The organism is Corynebacterium sp. UMB10119B, from assembly GCF_030228125.1.
Taxonomy (GTDB): Bacteria; Actinomycetota; Actinomycetes; order Mycobacteriales; family Mycobacteriaceae; genus Corynebacterium; species Corynebacterium pseudogenitalium.
The window spans coordinates 1-19,287 of sequence record NZ_JASPBG010000019.1; the positions used below are offsets into that span (position 1 = coordinate 1).

Consider the following 19,287-nt stretch of genomic DNA (forward strand, 5'->3'; position numbering starts at 1 on the left):
GTGCATAACTACGAGACAAAGTCCCTCGTGATGCACTCCAACAAAACATCCGCAGCCCCATTTCGGGGATTACTACATTCCTGTTACTACAGTTTGGGTTTTGTCAGCCCCTAGGACACCAAGTTGGTGATGAAGATCGCCAGCAGTGGCAGCGCGAAGAACACGCTGCCGACCCAGATAAAGATGTACACCTTGTTCTTATCGGCGAGGCCGGCGAGCCACTCGGCACCCTTCGGAGGAAGTGCGCGCAGGAAGGGCACCGACATGATGATGATCGCTGCGAAGGTGTTGAAGAGGGTGTGTACCAGGGCGGTCTGCATGGCGACCTCGGCAACCTCGGGCGGCGCGGAAAACGCCGCGATCAACCCGGTCACCGTGGTACCGATGTTGGCGCCGACCACGAACGGGAACAGGTCTCGCATGTGGAACTTGCCCGACGCCGCCAGCGGCACCGTCAGCGACGTGGTGGTGGAGGAGGACTGTACCGCCGTGGTGATGACGGCGCCGGAAAGCACACCGGAGAGGGTGCCCTTGCCGAGTGCCGCGTGCAGGAACTCCTGCGCCCGGCCGACCAGCAGCGTGCCGAGCATGTTGCCGATGAACCCGATGACCACCATGATCAGGGCGATGCCGCCAATCGAGAGGATGATGCCGCCCCACACGTGGCTCAGCGGGCTGACGGCGGTTTCGGCGAGGGAGACGAGTGGTTCGGTGATGGCGTCGACAAAGTCGCCGATGCCGCTGAAGATCGTGTTGAGGATGCCGCCGGAACCACCGCTGGTGTAGTGCGCGATCGCGCCCGAGGTCTTTTGCAGGAAGCCGGTGGCGAGCTCGAGCGGCATGAAGATGGCCAGGGCGATCAGGTTGAAGAAGTCGTGCACAGTGGCCATCGCGAAGGCGCGGCGGAACTGCTCCTTGTTGCCCGAAAGACCGAGCGCGACGAGGGTTGCGGTGACGGTGGTGCCCAGGTTGGCGCCGAAGAGCATCGGGATGGCGATTTCGATGGGCAGGCCACCCGCAACCATGCCGACAGTAATCGACGTGGTGGTGGAGGAGGACTGCATGATTGCCGTGGCGAGGATACCGATGCCCAGGCCCACGAACGGGTTCTGTGCAAACGAGAAGAGTTCCTCGGCGCGGTCGCCCGCGGCCATCTGGAAGCCGGCGCCGATCATGCTCACCGCGTTGAGCAGCAGCCACACCGCGACGACGACGGACATCCAGTCCACGAAGGTCTTGAAGGGGCCACCGAACGGCAGGAAACCCAGTGGGTCTTTCTTACCTGCGTCTGCTCCGTCGGGGTGGTGCGTGAACGTCGTTGTCGCGGTGTCCATGCTCATATGATGAAGCGCTTCCTGTCGTTGAAAAAACTCTCGCCAAAAAGGGCCCAAGGTGTGGGCCAACGTATCACCATAATGTGCGCACGTGCACGGTCGGTAACACCAAAGTAAACTTTAGGCGAACTTATCGCAGCTGCCGCGCGTACCAGCCCGGGATCGAGTTTGACGACGTCGTGGGCTGGTCAAGGTCCATAGAAACAGGAGACAGCAGTTCGGGTCCGAAGTACAGCTCCGGGTAGGAGCCGGTCATCCAGTACTTCTTGTCTTTCCATACCCCGCCCGAGGTGACGGCGACGAAGCCACGGCCCGGGATCCAGATGGGGCCGCCGGAGTCACCGTGGCGAGGCCCGGCGATGGAGGTTGCCACCATGTTGCCGCGCACCCCAGTGACGTGCCCGCAGAACTCGCGGCGCGTGGTGGCGCCGTAGGAGCAGACGCGTTCGCCCGGGCGCACCGCGTTGGGGTGGACTTTCGCGTTGCCGGAGAACCGGTTGGCGCCGGCGGTAGCGCCGGAGAGGGTGACGTAGGCGAAGTCGTTGGGGCCGTCGGCGGAAACGAGCCAGCCGGGGAAGGAGATCACCGTGCCGATGCGCCGGCCGCTGCCGTCAAGCACCTGCTGGAACGGGAACTTCACGCAGTGACGCGCGATGGCGATCTGGTTGCGCGCATGGTCCACGTAGCCGACGGTGCAGATACCGTAGGCGAGCCCCATGCCGAGGCGGACGCGGTCGCCCTGGTTCACCACCGGCCGCGCGTCGGCAGCGGGGGCGAGCAGGGAAGCGGCGGTGGCGACGCCCACGCATGCAACGGCGATCTTCTTCAAAAACTGGCGCATAGCCAGCAGCTTACTGCTTGTGGTGGGCGTAGGAGACCATTTCGTCCCACTCGACGATCTTCTTGCGCTCGCGGCTGTGGGTGGCGCACTCCTCGCCGAGTTTGCGCTCTGCTTCATCCAGGCGGTACCAGCCGTCCCAGGTGGTGTAGTCGATGCTGCGCTCGTCGAGCAGGCCGAGGATCGCGTCCGGGTCCTCGTGGACCGGGGCGGTGAGCTTGCCGGCGTCGGCGTCGGCGATGAGCATGTCGGTCGTTTCCTTCGCGTCCGACTTCGTGTTGCCGATCAGGCCGACCGGGCCGCGCTTGATCCAGCCGGTGACGTAGAGGGAGTCCTCGAAGCCGTCCTCGCCGAGGACGTGGCCGCCGTCGTTCGGGATGACGTGGCGCTCAAGGTCGAACGGGACGCCCTCGACAGGCTCGGAGCGGTAGCCGATTGCGTGGTAGACCTGCTGGACTGGCCAGTCGGTGAACTTGCCGGTGCCTCGCAGTCCGCCCTCGCCGTCGAACTCGGTGCGCTCGGTGCGGATGCCGACGATGTCGTCGCCCTCGGTGAGCACCTCGACTGGGGACTCGAAGAAGTGAATGCGGATCTTGTGCGGGGCATCATCCGGCTCGCGCATCGCGTACTGCTCCAGGACCTGGCAGTTCAGGTCGATGGACTTGTCGGCGCGGCGCAGCTCCTCGGAGGGGCCGTCGTAATCAATGTCCTCTGGGTCGACGAGCACCTGGATGGTGTCGGATTCGTCGAGCTCGCGCAACTCCTTCGGCGTGAACTTCGCCTGCGCCGGGCCGCGACGGCCGAACATGTGGATGACCTCGGCCTTGTTGTTCTTCAGGGACTCGTAGACGTTGTCTGGGATCTCGGTGACCAGCAGCTCGTCGCCGGTCTTTGCAAGGATGCGGGAGATATCCAGCGCCACATTGCCGACGCCCACCACTGCGACCTCGCGTGCCTCCAGGTTCCAGGAGCGCTCGAAGCGCGGGTTGCCGTCGTAGAAGCCGACGAACTCGCCGGCGCCGATGGACTTGTCGCCGCCAGGGACGAGGAACTCGCGGTCGCGGACAGCGCCCGCGGAGATGATGATGGCGTCGTAGTACTCGCGCAGCTCATCAATGGTGATGTCGCGGCCGACGGTGATGTTGCCCAGGAAACGCAGGTTCGGCTTATCCATCACGTTGTGCAGCGACTTCACGATGCCCTTAATACGCGGGTGGTCCGGGGCGACACCGTAGCGGATGAGGCCGAACGGCGCAGGCATCTGCTCAAACAGGTCAACGTGAATCTCGTGCTCCTGATTGCGGATGAGCAGATCGGATGCGTAAATACCGGCTGGTCCGGCACCTACGACAGCGACGCGCAGACTCATAGAAATATGTCCTTTCGGTTTTTGAAGCTAGTTATCTTAACAATATAGCGCTACATGCTTAGTTCTTGGAGCGCCTGCCCATTTGCGCCATGTGTTCGCGCACGGCGTTGAAGGCCTCCTTGGAGTCCAACGTCTGGCTCTGTTGGGTGGCCATTTGGACCTCGTCGGGGGTGACTTCGCCAGTTCGGAGCGAGACCATCTCTGCCCAGTAGCGGAACCAGACAGCGAGGACCGCGGCGACCGGCACCGCGAGGAACGCGCCGACGATGCCGAACAGCGTGCCGCCGAGCGCCACGGAGAGCAGCACGATCGCTGCGTGCAGGCCCATTGCCTGGGACTGCAGGATCGGCTGGAGGATGTTGCTCTCCAGCTGCTGCACCACGATGATGAGCACGAGCACCAGGATGGCGTTGGTCAGGCCGTTGGAGACCAGCGCGATGATCACCGCCAACGCGCCCGCCGTGACCGCACCGATGATGGGGACGAAGCCCGCGAAGAACGTGATCACTGCCAGGACCGGCCACAGTGGCACGCCGAGTAGGAGCAGGCCGAGGCCGATGAAGATGGCGTCGACAGCCGAGACGACCGCCTGCGTGCGGATGAAGCCGGACAGCGTGTTCCAGGAACGCATGCAGACCTCGGTGAGGTGCCAACCGGCGCGCACGCCGACGTAACCCTTGAGCCACGGCAGGAACTTTGAGCCGTCCTTCAGGAAGAAGAAGGTGAGGATCAGGGTCAGCGCCAAGGTGGTGCCGACGGACGCGATCGCCCCGAGGCCTGAGAACACACCAGACGCGATGTTGGAGGCCTGGCCTCGCAGGACGTTCGTGACCTGGTCGATGACCTCTTGAACCTTGGTTGGATCGATGAGCTCGTTATCGACGTTGTCGCGCAGCCAGTGCGTGATCTGGTCAATACCCTGCTGCGCCTGGTCGACGAGCTGGGTGCCCTGGGTGCGAACGGTCGGGGCCATCGCGGCGAAAATGCCGCCGATGATGGCGAACGCCCCCACGAGCACGCCGGCCGCAGCGAGCGCAGGCGGCGCTTTCTTCTTGCGCAGCCAGTCCACTGGCGGCCACAGCACCGTGCACACGATGAGCGCTAGGAAGATCGGCAGCAGTCCCATCCAGACGTACTTCAGCAGGTACAGCAGGATGGCGGTGGCGGCGACGATGATGATGAATCTCGCCGCCCAAGCTGCCGCGGTGCGCCCGTCGGAGGCGATGACCGTGCTGCGGTCAACATTTTCTGAGGAAAGCTCCTGCGCGGCGTCGGCCGCGGTGGGCTGTGTTTCCTCCTGTGGTTCAACTTCGTTGTTCATACCAAGACATTGTGCCAGACCTCTCCGACATAACTTATTTACACCCCCTGGACTGCAAGATTAGGAAAAGTTGAGTCGAGTGGGAATAACTTTCTGGATTGCATGTTGTAAGGATTGAGCGTGACAGGCTCAAGGTTGGCGGAACTTCTGCTACAGTGGTTCCCGTCAAGTTGAGCCGAGGCGATTCAACTTCGGATTAACTTCAGAAAATACTTCGATAAACACAGGAGGAAATGTAGAAATGGGACGCGCAGTAGGTATTGACCTTGGTACGACGAACTCGGTTGTCTCTGTCCTTGAAGGTGGAGAGCCGGTAGTTATCGCAAACGCTGAGGGTTCGCGCACCACCCCGTCCGTCGTCGCATTTGCGAAGAACGGCGAGGTGCTGGTTGGCCAGTCCGCAAAGAACCAGGCGGTGACCAACGTTGACCGCACGATCCGCTCCGTTAAGCGTCACATGGGCGAAGACTGGACGGTCGAGATTGATGACAAGAAGTACACCCCGCAGGAGATTTCCGCACGTACGCTGCAGAAGCTGAAGAGGGACGCAGAGGCATACCTCGGCGAGGAGGTTACCGACGCCGTCATTACCGTCCCTGCCTACTTCGAGGACGCACAGCGTCAGGCTACGAAGGAAGCCGGCCAGATCGCAGGTCTGAACGTCCTGCGTATCGTCAACGAGCCGACGGCAGCTGCACTGGCATACGGCCTGGAGAAGGCTGACAAGGAGCAGACCATCCTGGTCTTCGACCTTGGTGGCGGTACCTTCGACGTCTCCCTGCTGGAGATCGGCGACGGCGTCGTAGAGGTCCTGGCAACCGCGGGTGACAACGAGCTCGGTGGCGACGACTGGGACAACCGCGTGGTTGAGTGGCTCGTCGATAAGTTCAAGTCTGCACAGGGCGTCGACCTGTCCAAGGACAAGATGGCGATGCAGCGCCTGCGTGAGGCCGCTGAGAAGGCAAAGATCGAGCTGTCTTCCTCCCAGCAGGCATCCATCAACCTGCCATACATCACGGTTGATGCCGAGAAGAACCCACTGTTCCTCGACGAGACGCTGACGCGCACCGAGTTCCAGAAGATCACCTCTGACCTGCTGGACCGCACCAAGGCGCCGTTCAACCAGGTCATCAAGGACGCTGGACTCTCCGTCGGCGAGATTGACCACGTTGTGCTGGTCGGTGGTTCCACTCGTATGCCGGCCGTGACCGACATGGTCAAGGAGCTCACCGGCGGCAAGGAGCCGAACAAGTCCGTGAACCCGGACGAGGTCGTGGCACTCGGTGCGGCGCTGCAGGCAGGTGTCCTGCGTGGCGACGTCAAGGACGTCCTGCTTCTCGACGTCACCCCGCTCTCCCTCGGCATCGAGACCAAGGGCGGCGTGATGACCAAGCTCATCGAGCGCAACACCACCATCCCGACGAAGCGTTCCGAGACCTTCACCACGGCTGAAGACAACCAGCCAAGCGTGCAGATCCAGGTCTTCCAGGGCGAGCGCGAGATGGCTTCCGCGAACAAGCTGCTCGGCTCCTTCGAGCTGGCTGGCATCGCACCGGCACCGCGCGGTGTTCCGCAGATTGAGGTCACCTTCGACATCGACGCCAACGGCATCGTGTCCGTCTCCGCAAAGGACAAGGCGACCGGCAAGGAAAACACGATCAAGATCCAGGACGGCTCCGGCCTGTCCCAGGAGGAGATCGACCGCATGATCAAGGACGCCGAGGCACACGCCGACGAGGACAAGAAGCGTCGCGAGGAGCAGGAAACCCGCAACGGTGCAGAGTCCGCCGCCTACCAGACGCGCAAGTTCATGGAGGACAACGCCGACAAGCTGCCGGAGGACCTCAAGACCCGCGTCACCGAGGCAGCCGACGCCGTCGACGAAGCACTCAAGGGAGATGACCTTGAAGCGGTGAAGTCGGCCGTCGAGAAGCTGAACACTGAGTCGCAGGAGCTGGGCAAGGTGCTCTACGAGGCACAGGCCAACGAGGGCGCGACCCAGGCCGAGGCAGCCGACGACAACGTCGTCGACGCCGAGGTAGTCGACGAAGACACCGACGAAACCAAGTAAACAACAGCAACACTGCAGAAGGAGGTCACCATGACGAACCCGAATACTCCGGAACCGGAGCAGGTTGAAGACCTGATCGAAGAAGCCGAGGCAGTAGCAGCAGAAGCTGCCGAGCCCGAAGCTGAGGTCGACGCCGACGCTGCACCGGAAACGGACGAGGGCGAGCAGGATGACGTCGAAAAGCAGCTTGCTGAGCGGACCGAAGACCTGCAGCGTGTGAGCGCCGAGTACGCAAACTACCGGCGCCGCACCGAGCGGGAACGCGCAGCCATCGCCGAGCATGCGAAAGCAGCCTTCGCCACCGAACTGCTCCCGCTTCTCGACGACCTCGACCTCGCCGAACAACACGGAGACTTAAACGAAGGCCCACTGAAAGCCTTCGCCGACAAACTCCGTGGCGTGGCCACCGCGCAACGCGTCCAAGCCTTCGGCGCAGAAGGCGACGCCTTTGACCCCGAAACCCACGAGGCAGTCCAAGACCTGTCCTCCGGCGACGACAAAGTCATCGGCACCGTACTGCGCAAGGGCTACCGCGTAGGCGACCGACTCGTGCGAAACGCAATGGTCATCATCGCCGACCCTGCGAAAGAGCCTGCTGAAGACAACGAGTAACAACAAAACCCAGGGCCGGGGCGTGAGGTGCGCGAAAAGCGGCCTTCACGCCCCGGTTTTGTACTTGAAATAACAAAATTCATCCGAGAAAGGAGGGTGCGAGATGGCTATGCAACAAGAGTGGGCCAACAAGGACTACTACGGCGACCTCGGCGTCTCCAAAGACGCGTCCACAGCTGACATTAAGAAGGCATACCGCAAGCTCGCACGCGAAAACCACCCCGACTCCAACCCCGGCAACAAAGCCGCCGAGGAGAAGTTTAAGAAGGTGGCAGAAGCGTACGACGTCGTCGGCGACGAAGAAAAACGCAAAGAATACGACCAGTTCAAAGCGATGATGAGCTCCGGCGGCTTCGGCGGCCGATTCGGAGGGGCAGGAGGTCCCGGCTTTCCGGGAGGGTTTCGCCAAACGGGGCAGAGCGACTTCAACTTCTCCGACCTCTCCGACATCTTCGGAGGAGCCGGGGGTGCTGGACAAGCTGGAGAAGGCGGCCTTGGTGATCTCTTCGGTGGCCTCTTTAACCGCGGCGGCGCTGCTGGCAGGAACGCTCGGCCGTCGCGGGGGGCGGACGTCGAGACGGAAATAACGCTCGACTTCCGCGAAGCCGCCAAAGGCACCACCTTCCCCGTCGAACTCACCGGCGACGCCCCATGCACCACATGCCACGGCTCCGGATCCAAATCCGGCCACGTCACCCAGTGCGAACAGTGCCACGGCTCCGGCTACGTCCGCGAAAACTCCGGCGCATTCGGCATGGCCCGCCCCTGCACCAACTGCGGTGGCACCGGCGACGTAATCACGGACCCGTGCACCACGTGCCACGGCACCGGCACCGTCCGGCGCTCCCGCACCATCACGGTGCGCATCCCCGCCGGCGTCGTCGACGGCCAAAAAGTGCGCCTCGCAGGACAAGGCGAAGCAGGCCCCAACGGCAAACCAGCCGGCGACCTCTTCGTCACCGTCCACGTCCGCCCCGACAAAGTGTTCACCCGCACCGGCGACGACCTCGAAGTCACCGTCCCCGTCTCCTTCAGCGAACTCGCCCTCGGCGGCACCATCACCGTGCCCACCCTGGACAAACACGTCCGCGTGAAGGTTCCCGCAGGCACCCCCAACGGGCGCACCCTGCGAGTCAAGGCGCGCGGCGTGCCACGCAAATCCGGCAACGCCGGCGACCTGCTGGTCACCGTCGAAGTCGCAGTGCCCAAGGACTTGGACGCAGCCGCCACCAGCGCACTGCGCGCTTACCAACAAGCCGAACGCGACTCAGGCTTCGACCCGCGCGCCGGGTGGGCAGGAGGCGCATAACCATGGCTGAGGAGTACTACGTCATCTCCGTCGCCGCCGAACTCACCGGCATGCACGCCCAAACCCTGCGCACCTACGACCGCATCGGCCTGGTCACACCGATGCGGACCAGCGGCGGCGGACGCCGCTACTCCCGACGCGACATCTCCATGCTGCGCCGGATCCAACAACTCTCCCAGGAAGACGGCGTCAACCTCGCCGGCATCAAAACCATCATCGAGCTCACCGAACACATCGACGAGCTCCAAGAGGAACTGGCGGCCAAACGCGAAGAAAACGCGCAACTGCGACAACGCCTGGAATCACGCCCGCGCGGCGGGGAGCTCGTTCACGTCCCACGCTCAACCGCGCTGGTGACGTGGGAGCCATCCTCCGCCAGGTCGCGTCGCCAGGCGCGGTAATAGTGGAAAGCCTCTGCTTCGCTTTGATGCTTGGCGGGGGCTGTTTTCTTTTGTTTGGGGGTTCTTGGGAGCTGGTGCGTGCTGTGTTTTGCCCTCGCTGCGCTCGTGTCGAGGTGTTTAAGGAGTGCGATGCTGGTCGTCGAAAATCGGCCCGGTTGGGTGAGAAAGCGCGACCTGCATCGCACGCTTTAAAGCCCACGCTTTGAGTGGTTTGAGGGTGACAGGCAGGGGTGGATGCGCACCAAATTCCTACATCGGGTTTGTCCGACCCGGGTTTTTGTAAATCCGCTCGCTGAAAACCCGGAATCTGGTGCGAAGAAGCAGTGGTCGTGGGAACTTTCTTCGTAGACAGATGACGCGACCTGGGGAAACGCAAGTGCTGGTCGACGGGAACAGGCCTGAAACGCCAAATGGTTCCCGGGCGCGGGAACTATTTCAAGGATGCTGATTGATTGGCAGTCCCAGTTGAGTCGTGGATAGGCGGGTCGCCTCGTGGGGGCGTCGTGCTCAAGAAGTGAGGACACTGAGGGGTTGTTGAAGTGCTTGATCTGATGAATGTGTAGCGCAAGCCTGGGATGGAGAGGGTCTGGTCTTCATATCGCTGAATGTCCGTAAATGTTATGTTTGCTACATCTTTACTGTAGTAAACATAGCTTCCTAGTGTTGTATTTGATATGTTTGCTACATGAAGCTTTCTGAAGCTCAGACTATCTTGGCAGCGTATTCCTATCTGCAACATGGATTGGTTACCTCTGCCCAAGCGGCAAGGGAGGGGATTGATACCACGACGATGACACGATTGGCGCAGGGGGATTACATACGTCGTATCCGTCGAGGTGTGTACATCCTTTCTAGTGTGGCGGAAGATTCACTGACGGAGATCCGGGCGGCATGGTTGTCGACCAGGCCGGGGATTCTCGCTGAGGAACGTCTCCATGCAGAAAACCCGATCGTTGTCTCCCATGTCTCGGCTGCCAGCGTGCTTGAATTGGGTGATATCACCCCGGCAACGCATACTTTTACGTCCTCGAAACGGAAGCAATCATCCGCGACTGACATGTCTCATCGCACTGCTGATCTTCAGGATGAGGACTGGATGATAGTTCGTGGCCTTCCAGTGACGACCGTGGCGCGTACGATCCGCGACCTGGCGAAAGATCGCCTTGATGGGGACCAGCTTTACCACGTAATTGCGGACGGAATTCACGAACGGCGTCTTAGCCCCTCGGAGGTTGCGCGGGTAGTTGATCCCTATGCTGGTTCCTACGGCAGTAGCTCGGGCGATGAGATGGTGGCGGAATCTTTGCGACGCTTCCCTGAGCATGACAGCGCAACAGAAGCTAGGGCCTACAGTAGGAAATCGACCCCTGATGGTTGGGCCAACATGATGGAGGACGTTGGAGAAGCAGTAGCGTCAGCACTGATGCGCCAACTGTCGGATGAGTTGTTATCGAGAAAGCATACGACCCCTGGGCAGGAAGCGACGTTGATGCAGGGCGCGTCGCAGCAAACCCTCCGTTCGAAAGACTGGAAACTAGATCACGCCACGTTGGAAGCGATCCAGGCTCCAGTGAATGCTTTGTTTAAGAAACATCACCCTGCGTCAGACTCTGCTGATGGTGGTGAATCATGAGTGCGGTATCACCAGTCAGCCGTATTGTTCGCAAGCGGACGCAACTCTTGGCGAAGCTTCGTAACGAAGCCCGCCGACAGTCAGTGACAGTGGAGAATATCCAACACCAGTTCGCTTTCGATATGTTCCTGACCCGATTATTTGCTCATGATGACTGTGTGTGGGTCCTCAAAGGAGGGACGAGCCTTCTCTTACGGATCGGGTCTGGTCGACGCAGTCGCGACATCGACTTAGCGCGCCGGGAGCAAGTCCCTCCTGCAGAAGCGCTCCGAGAGCTGCAGGTGCTAGTTGATGAGCCTGGCCCGACAGATCCCGATTTCACTTTCGAGTTACAAGAGCCGGCAAGGGATAATCAGGACCCGATGGACCGGACCAGAGGATCATTCAAAGTCATTCTCAGGATCGGGGCGCAGCAGGTCGTATCCTTCAGCGTGGATATATCTACGCAGCAGCATCTCGACGCCCCGATTGACTCTGTGACGATCAATCCGGTCATTGAGTACGAGGGGCTTCCATCCGGTGCAGTTATCCGAATGGTTCCGGTTGAAAACGTTGCTGCCGACAAACTATGCGCCTGCTACGAATTGCACGGGGCAGAACCATCAACGCGGTACCACGATCTCATCGACTTGGTCCGGATTGTGACCAGCCAATCCATCGATGCGAAGCTCTTGCAAACACTCATGACAAAGGAAGCCACCCACCGCGGTCTTGATCTTCCAAAGGAGATGATTAGTCCTGGTCCGCAGTGGTCCCAGGCCTATCCGAAGCAGGCGCGGCAAGCAGCTGATTTCCCTGCGGAGTATCACGATCTTGCAACCGCACTTGGCGTCGTCGGAGGGTGCTTAAACCCGCTTCTTAGTGCGTCAATCGTGGCCGGGGTATGGAATCCGCAGAAGCAGACATGGGAATCCTGACAACATATAGGTCGCTGGTGCAGACCTCTCACTTACCCCACTCGCGCGCCTGAGTCACCTGTTCGCCGTCGGGGAGCTGGCTTTCGCGATCCCATTGGCCTGGTGTTCGCAGATGATTGCCCGCTCGAGTTTTACCACGTTACCGAGAAGGCCGAGCATGGTTTTGTATTTGGAGCCGAATCCCACGATTGGGTTGGTCCCGCTTTGATAAATCTCATCGGGCTTCTGCATTCGGCGAGATCTACGACTATGCGGTGTAAGTGCTTGTGCACCTCGTGGCCGAGTGGCGTTGGAGTTCGGTCGGGCTGCGGGATTTTGCTTGCAGTGCTCGTGTCGAGGTGTTTAAGGAGTGCGATGCTGGTCGCCGGAAATCGGCCCGGTTGAGTGAGAGAGCGCGACCTGCATCGCACGCTTTGAATCCCACGCTTTGAGTGGTTTGAGGGCGCCAGGCAGGGGAGGGTGCGCACCAAATTCCTACATCGGGTTTGTCCGACCTGGGTTTTTGTAAATCCGCTCGCTGAAAACCCGGAATCTGGTGTGAAGAAGCAGTGGTCGTGGGAACTTGCTTCGTGGACAGACGACGCGACCTGGGGAAACGCAAGTGCTGGTCGACGCGGGCGAGGCCGGCAACCCCCAAAACGCAAAGTGGCCCCGGACAAAAGCCCGAGGCCACAAAGCCGCAAAACCTAGCGCATCATTACTTGAACGTGATCGACGCTGCGCCGCCGATGTGGCGGAGGTTGGAGCGTGCCAGGTCGATCATGCGGCCGACGCCACCGTCGAGGACGGTCTTGGTTGCGGCGGCGGTGAAGCCCTTCATCATGTCCCAGGTGATGTTTGGTGGCATGGACAGGGCGTCCGGGTCGGTGACGATGTCGACGAGGACGGGGCCGTCGTAGGCGAGGGCCTCCTTGAGCTTCGGGCGCAGGTCGGCGGGGTCTTCGATGCGGAAGGACTTGATGCCGACGCCTTCGGCGATGTTGGCGTAGTTGACGCCGTCGTGGTCGGTTTCGTGCTCGGGGAAGCCTTGGACGAGCATTTCGAGTTTGACCATGCCGAGTGAGGAGTTATTGAACACGATGGTCTTCACTGGCAGGTTGTGCAGCTTGACGGTGAGCAGTTCGCCGAGCAGCATGCCGAGGCCGCCGTCGCCGGACCAGGAGATGACCTGGCGGTCGGGGAATGCGGCTTGGACGCCGATGGCCTGCGGGAGGGCGTTGGCCATGGTGCCGTGCAGGAAGGATGCGGATTCGTCGCGCTTGCCGTTGGGGGTGAGGTAGCGGGAGGACCACACGTTGCACATGCCGGTGTCGACGGTGAAGTAGGCGTCTTCGTCGGCGAGTTCGTCGAGGACGGAGGCGGCGAGCTCTGGGTGGATTGGGGTGCGGGCTTCGCGGGCTTCCGTCGTGTACTTGCCGACGACCGACTCCAGCAGCTCAGCGTGACGCTTCAGCATTGCGTCCAGGAAGGAGCGGTCCTTCTTCTCCTCGATGTGCGGGAGGATGTTCTCGATGACGCTCTTGACGTCGCCGATGACGGGGTAGTGCACCTTGGTGCGGCGGCCGATGTGGGCGCCGTCGATGTCGATCTGGGCGACGTTCTTGCTGGGCAGCCAGTCGGTGTATGGGAAGTCGGTGCCGACCATGATGAAGAGGTCTGCCTTGTCGGAGGCTTCGTGGCAGGCGCCGTAGCCGAGGAGGCCGGACATGCCGACGTCGTATGGGTTGTCGTACTCGATGTACATCTTGCCGCGGAAGGAGTGGCCGACTGGTGCCTTGATCTTTTCGGCGAGTGCGAAGATTTCGTCGCGGGCGTCCTTGGCGCCGTAGCCGCAGAAGAGGGTGACGGTGTCTGCCTCGTTGATGGCTTCGACCAGGCGGGCGGCTTCGGCTGGGTCTGGGTAGACGCGCTTGTTGCCGCCGGTAGCGTAGTTGCCGGACAGGGTTGGGGCGTCGGCGGTGACTTCCTGTGCGAAGACGTCACCTGGGACGACGACGACCGATACGCCGTTGCCCGACATGGTGTTCTGGATGGCGTTGTGTACGACGCGCATGCCCTGGTCGGCGGAGTTTGCCATCTCGCAGTAGGAGGAGCACTCGTTGAAGAGCATTTCGGGGTGGGTTTCCTGGAAGAAGGACGAACCGATGTGGAAGGAGGGGATGTGCGAGGCGATCGCGAGGACCTTTGCGCCGTTGCGGTGCGCCTCGAAGAGTCCTTGGACGAAGTGAGTGTTGCCTGGGCCGCAGGATGCGCCGCACACTGCGAGTTCGTCGGTTGCGAGTGCGTCGGAGCCAGCGGCGAATGCGGCGGCTTCCTCGTTGCGCACGTGGACCCATTCGATGCCTTGGGTGCGGACGGCGTCGGAAAGCGGGTTGAGGGAGTCACCGACGAGGCCGTAGATGCGCTTGACGCCGAGCTCCTTCAGCTTGGCAACGAATGCCGAGGCGAAGTTCTGAGCCATTCCTAAAATCTCCTTTTATTTGAAGAATAAATTAACCGCTTATCATGTTACCTTTGTTCCTCCTGGAACTCGAAAGATTGTGTGAGATCTGACACAAAGGCCTCGTCTGTGAAGTAGGCGCTATGACCGCCCGTCACCCCAGGTAGGACGCGCGCGCCGTAGGCGGGATCAGTTGGCGACGCCCCCAGCACCGCCTGCGGACCGGACCTGGTCCACAGGATCGGATCGTCGGGAGAATCCACGGCGACCACGCGGGAATCTGGCCCTGCGAGCTGTAGGTCGCTCACGTGGCTACCGGCGACGCCGGCGCTGCCGACGAGCCAGAGCTGGTCGGTAAGCAGGCCGTGGTGGACGGCGGCCTCGGTGGCTACTCGTGTGCCATAACTGTGGGCGAGGACCACCCGGTGGGCATTGGGGAAGCGGTCGGTGAGCGCGAGTTGGAAGGCGGAGAGGTCGTCGGCGCCGCGGCGCGCCGGGCCGGGGTCCAGCCCGTTGACCACGTTGGGTGGCGGGTCGTAGCCCTGCCAGAGGATCACTGTGGCGCCGGTGCGCTCGGCGAGGAACTGCGCACGGGCAAGCTCACCGCCCAAACCCTCGGGCTGGCCGGTGGACACGCCGGCGACCATCGTGATCACACGCGCCGGGTCCACGACGTCACCGACCGCCAGCGTCGCCGACACGGGCCCGGCTTCGAGTATGGTCGCGCCCGCGGACTCAACGAGCTCGCGGCGTGCCGGGTCGAGCGCGGCCAGGTTTGTCCGGTGTACCTGACCAAGGTCTACGCCGTGGCGCGCGATGAGCGGCACGTGTCCGCGCGCCGCCTCCAGCTCCCGCTCGTGCGCCTTGCACAGGGCCTCGAGCTCGGCGGCGCACAACGTGTCGAAGGTCCGCGAAACCCCGTTCAGCACCTGCACGGCCAGCGCGTAGACGGGGCTGCCGCGCAGGGAGCGCGCCATCGCGTCGAGGCGCGCCTGCCAGGTGGCGTAGCGACGCAACACCTTGGCTGCCTGGGTGAGGTCGTCGGCGGGGTGGGCGAAGGTGGCGTCGACACGCTGGAGGCGCTGCAGAGCCGCGGTAGGTGCGGACCCGCCAAAACCGACCCCCACCAGATCGGACCGAGCTACATGGCACGCCTGGGAACGTGCGCGGAACTCGGCGACGGCACCCTCCAACACGCCCGCGGCGACCATCAGCTGCCCGGCGTCTAGAGCAGGGCGGTACGCATCAGACATGGCGCAACGCCTCCGCAAGTCGGGTGTCGCAGTGGATGCAGTCGTCCGCAAATGAGGCGATCGATTCTAAGTGCGTGTTGAGGGCGGTGGTGGAGGCGTCGAAAAGTGATTGGGCGCGATCCTCCAGCGAGCGCAACGCGGCCGCGCTGGCGCTGTCGCGTAGCTCAGCGCGGGGGAGCGACGTGCGGGCGACGCGGTGGGAGCGGGCGAGGGACGGGATAGTCGTTGAGAGATGCATGCACCCATCCTCGAAAACCCGCCGAAGCAGGGCAAGGAAAAACCCTGAAACCCTGTGGATAAAATTTCAGATTCGCTAAAGTTATCCACATGCGTATCGCATTGGCACAATTCACCAGCGGACCTGATAAAATGCGCAACCTTTCGTGCATAGAACCCCAGGTCAGGGAGGCCGCGCGCCGGGGCGCGACGCTCATCGTTCTGCCGGAAGCCGCCTCGCACGCGTTCGGGGCGGGTCGCCTCGACTACCAGGCTGAGGACACCGACGGGCCGTTTACGCAGGGGCTGTTTTCGCTGGCCAAGGAGCTGGGCGTGACCATCGTTGCGGGCTCGTTCCGCCCGGCGGACACCGTCGGCAGCATCAACCGCGTCTACAACACCACCCTCGTCCTCGACGGCCACAGCGACACCCCACGCATCCTCACCTATGACAAGGTGCACCTTTACGACGCCCACAGCTACCACGAGTCCCGCACCGTCAAAGCCGGCGACACCCTGCTCACGTTCCGGCACGGCGACGCCACCATCGGCGTGGCCACCTGCTTCGACATCCGCTTCCCGGAGCAGTTCAAGGAGCTGGCGGCGATGGGCGCGCACGTCATCGTGGTGCCGACGAGCTGGGCGGACGGCCCAGGCAAGCTCGAGGAGTGGCGCTTATTGACGCGCGCCCGCGCCCTCGACTCCGGCGCGTTCATCGCGGCGGCCGGGCAGTCCCGCCCGAACCACGAGGCCGAGGCCGGCGAGAAGTCCGGCCCGACCGGCATCGGGTTCTCCACTGTTGTGGCGCCGGACGGGCACCGGATTGTGGAGGCCGGCTACGGCCCCGAGCTCCTCGACGCCGACATCGACATCGCGCAGGTCGCGGCCGTGCAGGAGGACGTACCTCTTATTAGACTGTCGGAAACTGGACCACTGCGTCAGTCGCGCATGTAAGGATCCCGCTAGCGCCAGCGGCCTCGAGGGCCTCGCGGTACTCCGCAACCTCGGCGCCCTTGCCACACAGCACGATCTGGTGGTCCCACCACGTGCCCGGCGCCGACACGAACGCCGGCCCCGGCACCCAAATGGCCTTCGCGGAACTCTCCCCAAACTCGCCCGGGGTCGGCGCGACGCGCGTGACCTGCAGCCACGGCTGCGAATCTGCGAGCGAGTTGATGGTGCGGGTGTCGTAAAGATCGTCCACGTCGTCCCCGCACAGCACCAGGTGCACCTCGGAGCGGATGCGCTCCTCGATGAGCCCGAACACCACCGACTTCGCAGCCGCCCAGCCCGTGCCCACGGCCACGAGCAGCATCTTTGGCCGGTTCGCCCGCACCGCCGGTCCTCGCGCGGCCCCCAACGTCAGGTAGTCGCCGACCTCCACATCCGGCCCGTCGAGGTGGAACTCCAGTTGCCCGAACCGGTTCGGCGGCACCGCCGGGGCCAACGCCCACCACACGCCCTGGTTGCCCGCTCGCATCACCGGCAGCGCCTGCCCCGCCGCATAGCCCACCGCCGCGGAAGCCTCCGCCCGCACGACCCACGCCGACCCGTCCTGCGCAACCTGCGTCACCTGCGCCACCGACGCCGCGGCCATCCCGGCCTCGTCAGCCTCCCGCGACACCCGCTCCATCTCGCGGGCCGCCCGCACCAACACCTGCGTATCGACGCCCACAACCCCACCAACGATCTCCGCCACCGCCGGAAACTCCGACGCCGGAAACCCAGTGCGCCGCAGATCCAACGCCCACTCGCGCAGCGGGATAAGGGTTGCTTCAGGGATTGCTGCCCCCGCCGACTCGGACTCCTGGGTGGACGCGAGGGTGAACGAAGTGGCGTCGACAAGTACTTGGGGCACCTCCGTAGCACCTTCCGGAAAGACCATCGCTGCCTGCGGATACTGCTCCACAATCCGCGCAAACAGCGTGGCGCGCACCTCGGAATCCTGCTCCGCGAGCACTTGCAATGCGGCCGCATTCGGGCCATCCGCGACGGGGGCAAACTTTCTCATAGGGCCAGGGTACTGTTTCTCAGCCTCGGTGAGGTGGACTAGTGTGAGCAGGGAAACAATTAGAGAGAAAGGTGCCGCAGTGGACTACACGCCGTACACACTTCTGACGGATATCGGATGGATCTCCATCCTGCTCATCATCGGAAACGTGCTCCGAAACCGACTGAAAGTGTTACAGGCGCTGCTCCTGCCGGCACCGATCACCGCCGGGCTGCTCGGGCTCATCCTCGGGCAAGAGGTCCTCGGCGTCATTCACTGGTCCGACCAAGTCGGCACCTACACAACGCTGCTCATCGCCGTCGTGTTCGCCTCCATGGCCTACTCCATGAACCTCGGCGGCTCCGTCGCCTCAGGCGCCCGCAACATGTGGGGCTACTCGACGGCCATGTTCATGGGCCAGTGGGGCATCTTCATCCTCCTGGGGCTGTACTTCTTCGCGCCATTCTTCGGCACCGAACCATGGTTCGGCATGATGCTCCCGGTCGGCTTCGTCGGCGGCTTCGGCACCGCCGCCGCCGTCGGCTCTGCACTTGAGGACATCGGCATCGCCGAAGCGTCTTCCATCGGATTCACCTCCGCCACCGTGGGAACCCTCGTCGCTATCGTTGGTGGCGTCATCGTTGCAAACTGGGGTATCCGGAAAGGCAAGGCAACCGAACTCCGTGGCACCCTCCCCGAAGACCTGCGCACCGGCTACATCGCCGCCGAGTCCGAGCGCCCCTCCATCGGACGCGCAACCACAAACCCATCCTCCATCGAACCGCTGGCACTCCACGCCGGATTCATCCTCATCACCGTGCTGATCGCCTACACCGTCAACACCTGGATCAAGAGCATGTGGAGCAACGTCTCCATCCCACTGTTCGCCATGGCCTTCGTCATCGGACTCATCGGCCGCGGCCTGCTCGTCGCCTTCAAGCGACCCAACTACCTCGATCGCGAAACCATCTCCACCGTCTCCGGCGCCGCCACCGACTTCATGATCGCCTTCGGCATCGCCTCCATCGTCCCCGCAGCACTCGCCGGGTACTGGCAGGCCCTGCTCATCATGTTCGTGCTCGGCACCGTCTTCTGCGTCGTATGGATGGCCTGGGCCGGCCCGCTCTTCTTCGGCGAAAACTGGCTCGAGCGCGGCATCTTCGGCTGGGGCTGGGCAACCGCCGCCGTCGCCACCGGTATCGCCCTGCTCAAGATGGTCGACCCCAAACTGAAGTCCGGCACTCTCAACGAATACGGTGTGGCCTACGTCGGCTTCGCCCCATTCGAGATCGGTATGACCATCCTCGCCCCAATCGCCATCATCGCCGGGTTCACCACCGCGTTCGGCTGGGTGTCGTTCCTGATCGCCGTTGCGGTGGTGGTCGTGGCGTTCGCGCTGAAGTGGGTGCCCGCCAAGAAACACGGCTCAGGGGCCGTGGCTGCCCAGGAATAGGGCCGGCATTTTCCTAGATGGTAGTAACAGGAATGTAGTAATCCGCTTTTTGGGGGAGCGCGGACATTTCGTTGGAGTGTTGAGGGCTGGAAGGTATTCCGATGCCCGCAAAGTTCCCCGACACCGTCCG

General features: G+C 62.6%; 17 protein-coding genes. 8 read left to right on the plus strand and 9 right to left on the minus strand.

The window, feature by feature from the left end; translation table 11 throughout:
- Positions 1–110 precede the first annotated feature (110 nt).
- The 4 genes from QP802_RS10450 to QP802_RS10465 form a co-directional block, all read right to left on the minus strand.
- A complete protein-coding gene (locus tag QP802_RS10450) occupies positions 111–1,334 on the minus strand; it encodes a Na/Pi symporter (protein WP_240492779.1) in 1,224 nt (407 codons plus the stop codon).
- 130 nt (positions 1,335–1,464) lie between these two features.
- A complete protein-coding gene (locus QP802_RS10455) occupies positions 1,465–2,175 on the minus strand; it encodes a chymotrypsin family serine protease (protein WP_284818727.1) in 711 nt (236 codons plus the stop codon).
- Positions 2,176–2,185: 10 nt separating this feature from the next.
- Positions 2,186–3,541 carry an FAD-dependent oxidoreductase gene (locus QP802_RS10460; protein ID WP_305085371.1) on the minus strand — a complete coding sequence of 452 codons (1,356 nt, stop codon included), beginning with the start codon at positions 3,539–3,541 and terminating at the stop codon, positions 2,186–2,188.
- A gap of 58 nt (positions 3,542–3,599) precedes the next feature.
- A complete protein-coding gene (locus QP802_RS10465; protein ID WP_070479596.1) occupies positions 3,600–4,862 on the minus strand; it encodes an AI-2E family transporter in 1,263 nt (420 codons plus the stop codon).
- A gap of 241 nt (positions 4,863–5,103) precedes the next feature.
- Here QP802_RS10465 and dnaK point away from each other — a divergent pair, with 241 nt between their 5' ends.
- The 6 genes from dnaK (at position 5,104) to QP802_RS10495 (ending at position 11,805) form a co-directional block, all read left to right on the plus strand.
- Positions 5,104–6,933 (plus strand): molecular chaperone DnaK, encoded by a 1,830-nt coding sequence (dnaK, locus tag QP802_RS10470; protein ID WP_070479595.1) that lies wholly within the window; start codon positions 5,104–5,106, stop codon positions 6,931–6,933.
- 30 nt (positions 6,934–6,963) lie between these two features.
- Positions 6,964–7,545: a nucleotide exchange factor GrpE gene (gene grpE, locus QP802_RS10475; protein ID WP_256008354.1), complete on the plus strand. Its 582-nt coding sequence runs from the start codon at positions 6,964–6,966 to the stop codon at positions 7,543–7,545.
- Between the two features lie 103 nt (positions 7,546–7,648).
- Complete coding sequence (dnaJ, locus tag QP802_RS10480; RefSeq protein ID WP_256005612.1) at positions 7,649–8,854, plus strand: molecular chaperone DnaJ; 1,206 nt, start codon at positions 7,649–7,651, stop codon at positions 8,852–8,854.
- Positions 8,855–8,856: 2 nt separating this feature from the next.
- Entirely contained in the window at positions 8,857–9,255 is a 399-nt protein-coding gene (locus tag QP802_RS10485; RefSeq protein ID WP_284818731.1) for a heat shock protein transcriptional repressor HspR, read from the plus strand.
- 685 nt (positions 9,256–9,940) lie between these two features.
- A complete protein-coding gene (locus QP802_RS10490) occupies positions 9,941–10,888 on the plus strand; it encodes a type IV toxin-antitoxin system AbiEi family antitoxin domain-containing protein (protein WP_070477003.1) in 948 nt (315 codons plus the stop codon).
- Positions 10,885–11,805: a nucleotidyl transferase AbiEii/AbiGii toxin family protein gene (locus QP802_RS10495; protein ID WP_084028531.1), complete on the plus strand. Its 921-nt coding sequence runs from the start codon at positions 10,885–10,887 to the stop codon at positions 11,803–11,805. The genes QP802_RS10490 and QP802_RS10495 overlap by 4 nt, the downstream gene beginning before the upstream one ends.
- A gap of 54 nt (positions 11,806–11,859) precedes the next feature.
- Here the strand turns inward: QP802_RS10495 and QP802_RS10500 are convergent, their stop codons facing one another.
- From QP802_RS10500 to QP802_RS10515, 4 genes are all read right to left on the minus strand, one after another.
- Positions 11,860–12,036, minus strand: coding sequence for a hypothetical protein (locus QP802_RS10500; protein ID WP_176754807.1), 177 nt, complete (start codon positions 12,034–12,036; stop codon positions 11,860–11,862).
- Positions 12,037–12,502: 466 nt separating this feature from the next.
- Positions 12,503–14,266: a pyruvate dehydrogenase gene (locus QP802_RS10505; RefSeq protein WP_284818736.1), complete on the minus strand. Its 1,764-nt coding sequence runs from the start codon at positions 14,264–14,266 to the stop codon at positions 12,503–12,505.
- Between the two features lie 47 nt (positions 14,267–14,313).
- Positions 14,314–15,498 (minus strand): alpha/beta hydrolase, encoded by a 1,185-nt coding sequence (locus QP802_RS10510; RefSeq protein ID WP_284818738.1) that lies wholly within the window; start codon positions 15,496–15,498, stop codon positions 14,314–14,316.
- Positions 15,491–15,736, minus strand: coding sequence for a hypothetical protein (locus tag QP802_RS10515; RefSeq protein ID WP_070479585.1), 246 nt, complete (start codon positions 15,734–15,736; stop codon positions 15,491–15,493). Before QP802_RS10515 ends, QP802_RS10510 begins: the two co-directional genes overlap by 8 nt.
- 89 nt (positions 15,737–15,825) lie before the next feature.
- On the opposite strand from QP802_RS10515, the gene QP802_RS10520 reads away from it, so the two are divergent.
- Positions 15,826–16,668 carry a carbon-nitrogen hydrolase family protein gene (locus QP802_RS10520; protein WP_284818741.1) on the plus strand — a complete coding sequence of 281 codons (843 nt, stop codon included), beginning with the start codon at positions 15,826–15,828 and terminating at the stop codon, positions 16,666–16,668.
- Here the strand turns inward: QP802_RS10520 and QP802_RS10525 are convergent.
- Positions 16,625–17,725 (minus strand): ferredoxin reductase domain-containing protein, encoded by a 1,101-nt coding sequence (locus tag QP802_RS10525; protein ID WP_284818743.1) that lies wholly within the window; start codon positions 17,723–17,725, stop codon positions 16,625–16,627. The two genes, QP802_RS10520 and QP802_RS10525, sit on opposite strands and share 44 nt — an antisense overlap.
- 79 nt (positions 17,726–17,804) lie before the next feature.
- On the opposite strand from QP802_RS10525, the gene QP802_RS10530 reads away from it, so the two are divergent.
- Positions 17,805–19,157 (plus strand): sodium/glutamate symporter, encoded by a 1,353-nt coding sequence (locus QP802_RS10530; RefSeq protein WP_070479579.1) that lies wholly within the window; start codon positions 17,805–17,807, stop codon positions 19,155–19,157.
- Positions 19,158–19,287 lie beyond the last annotated feature (130 nt).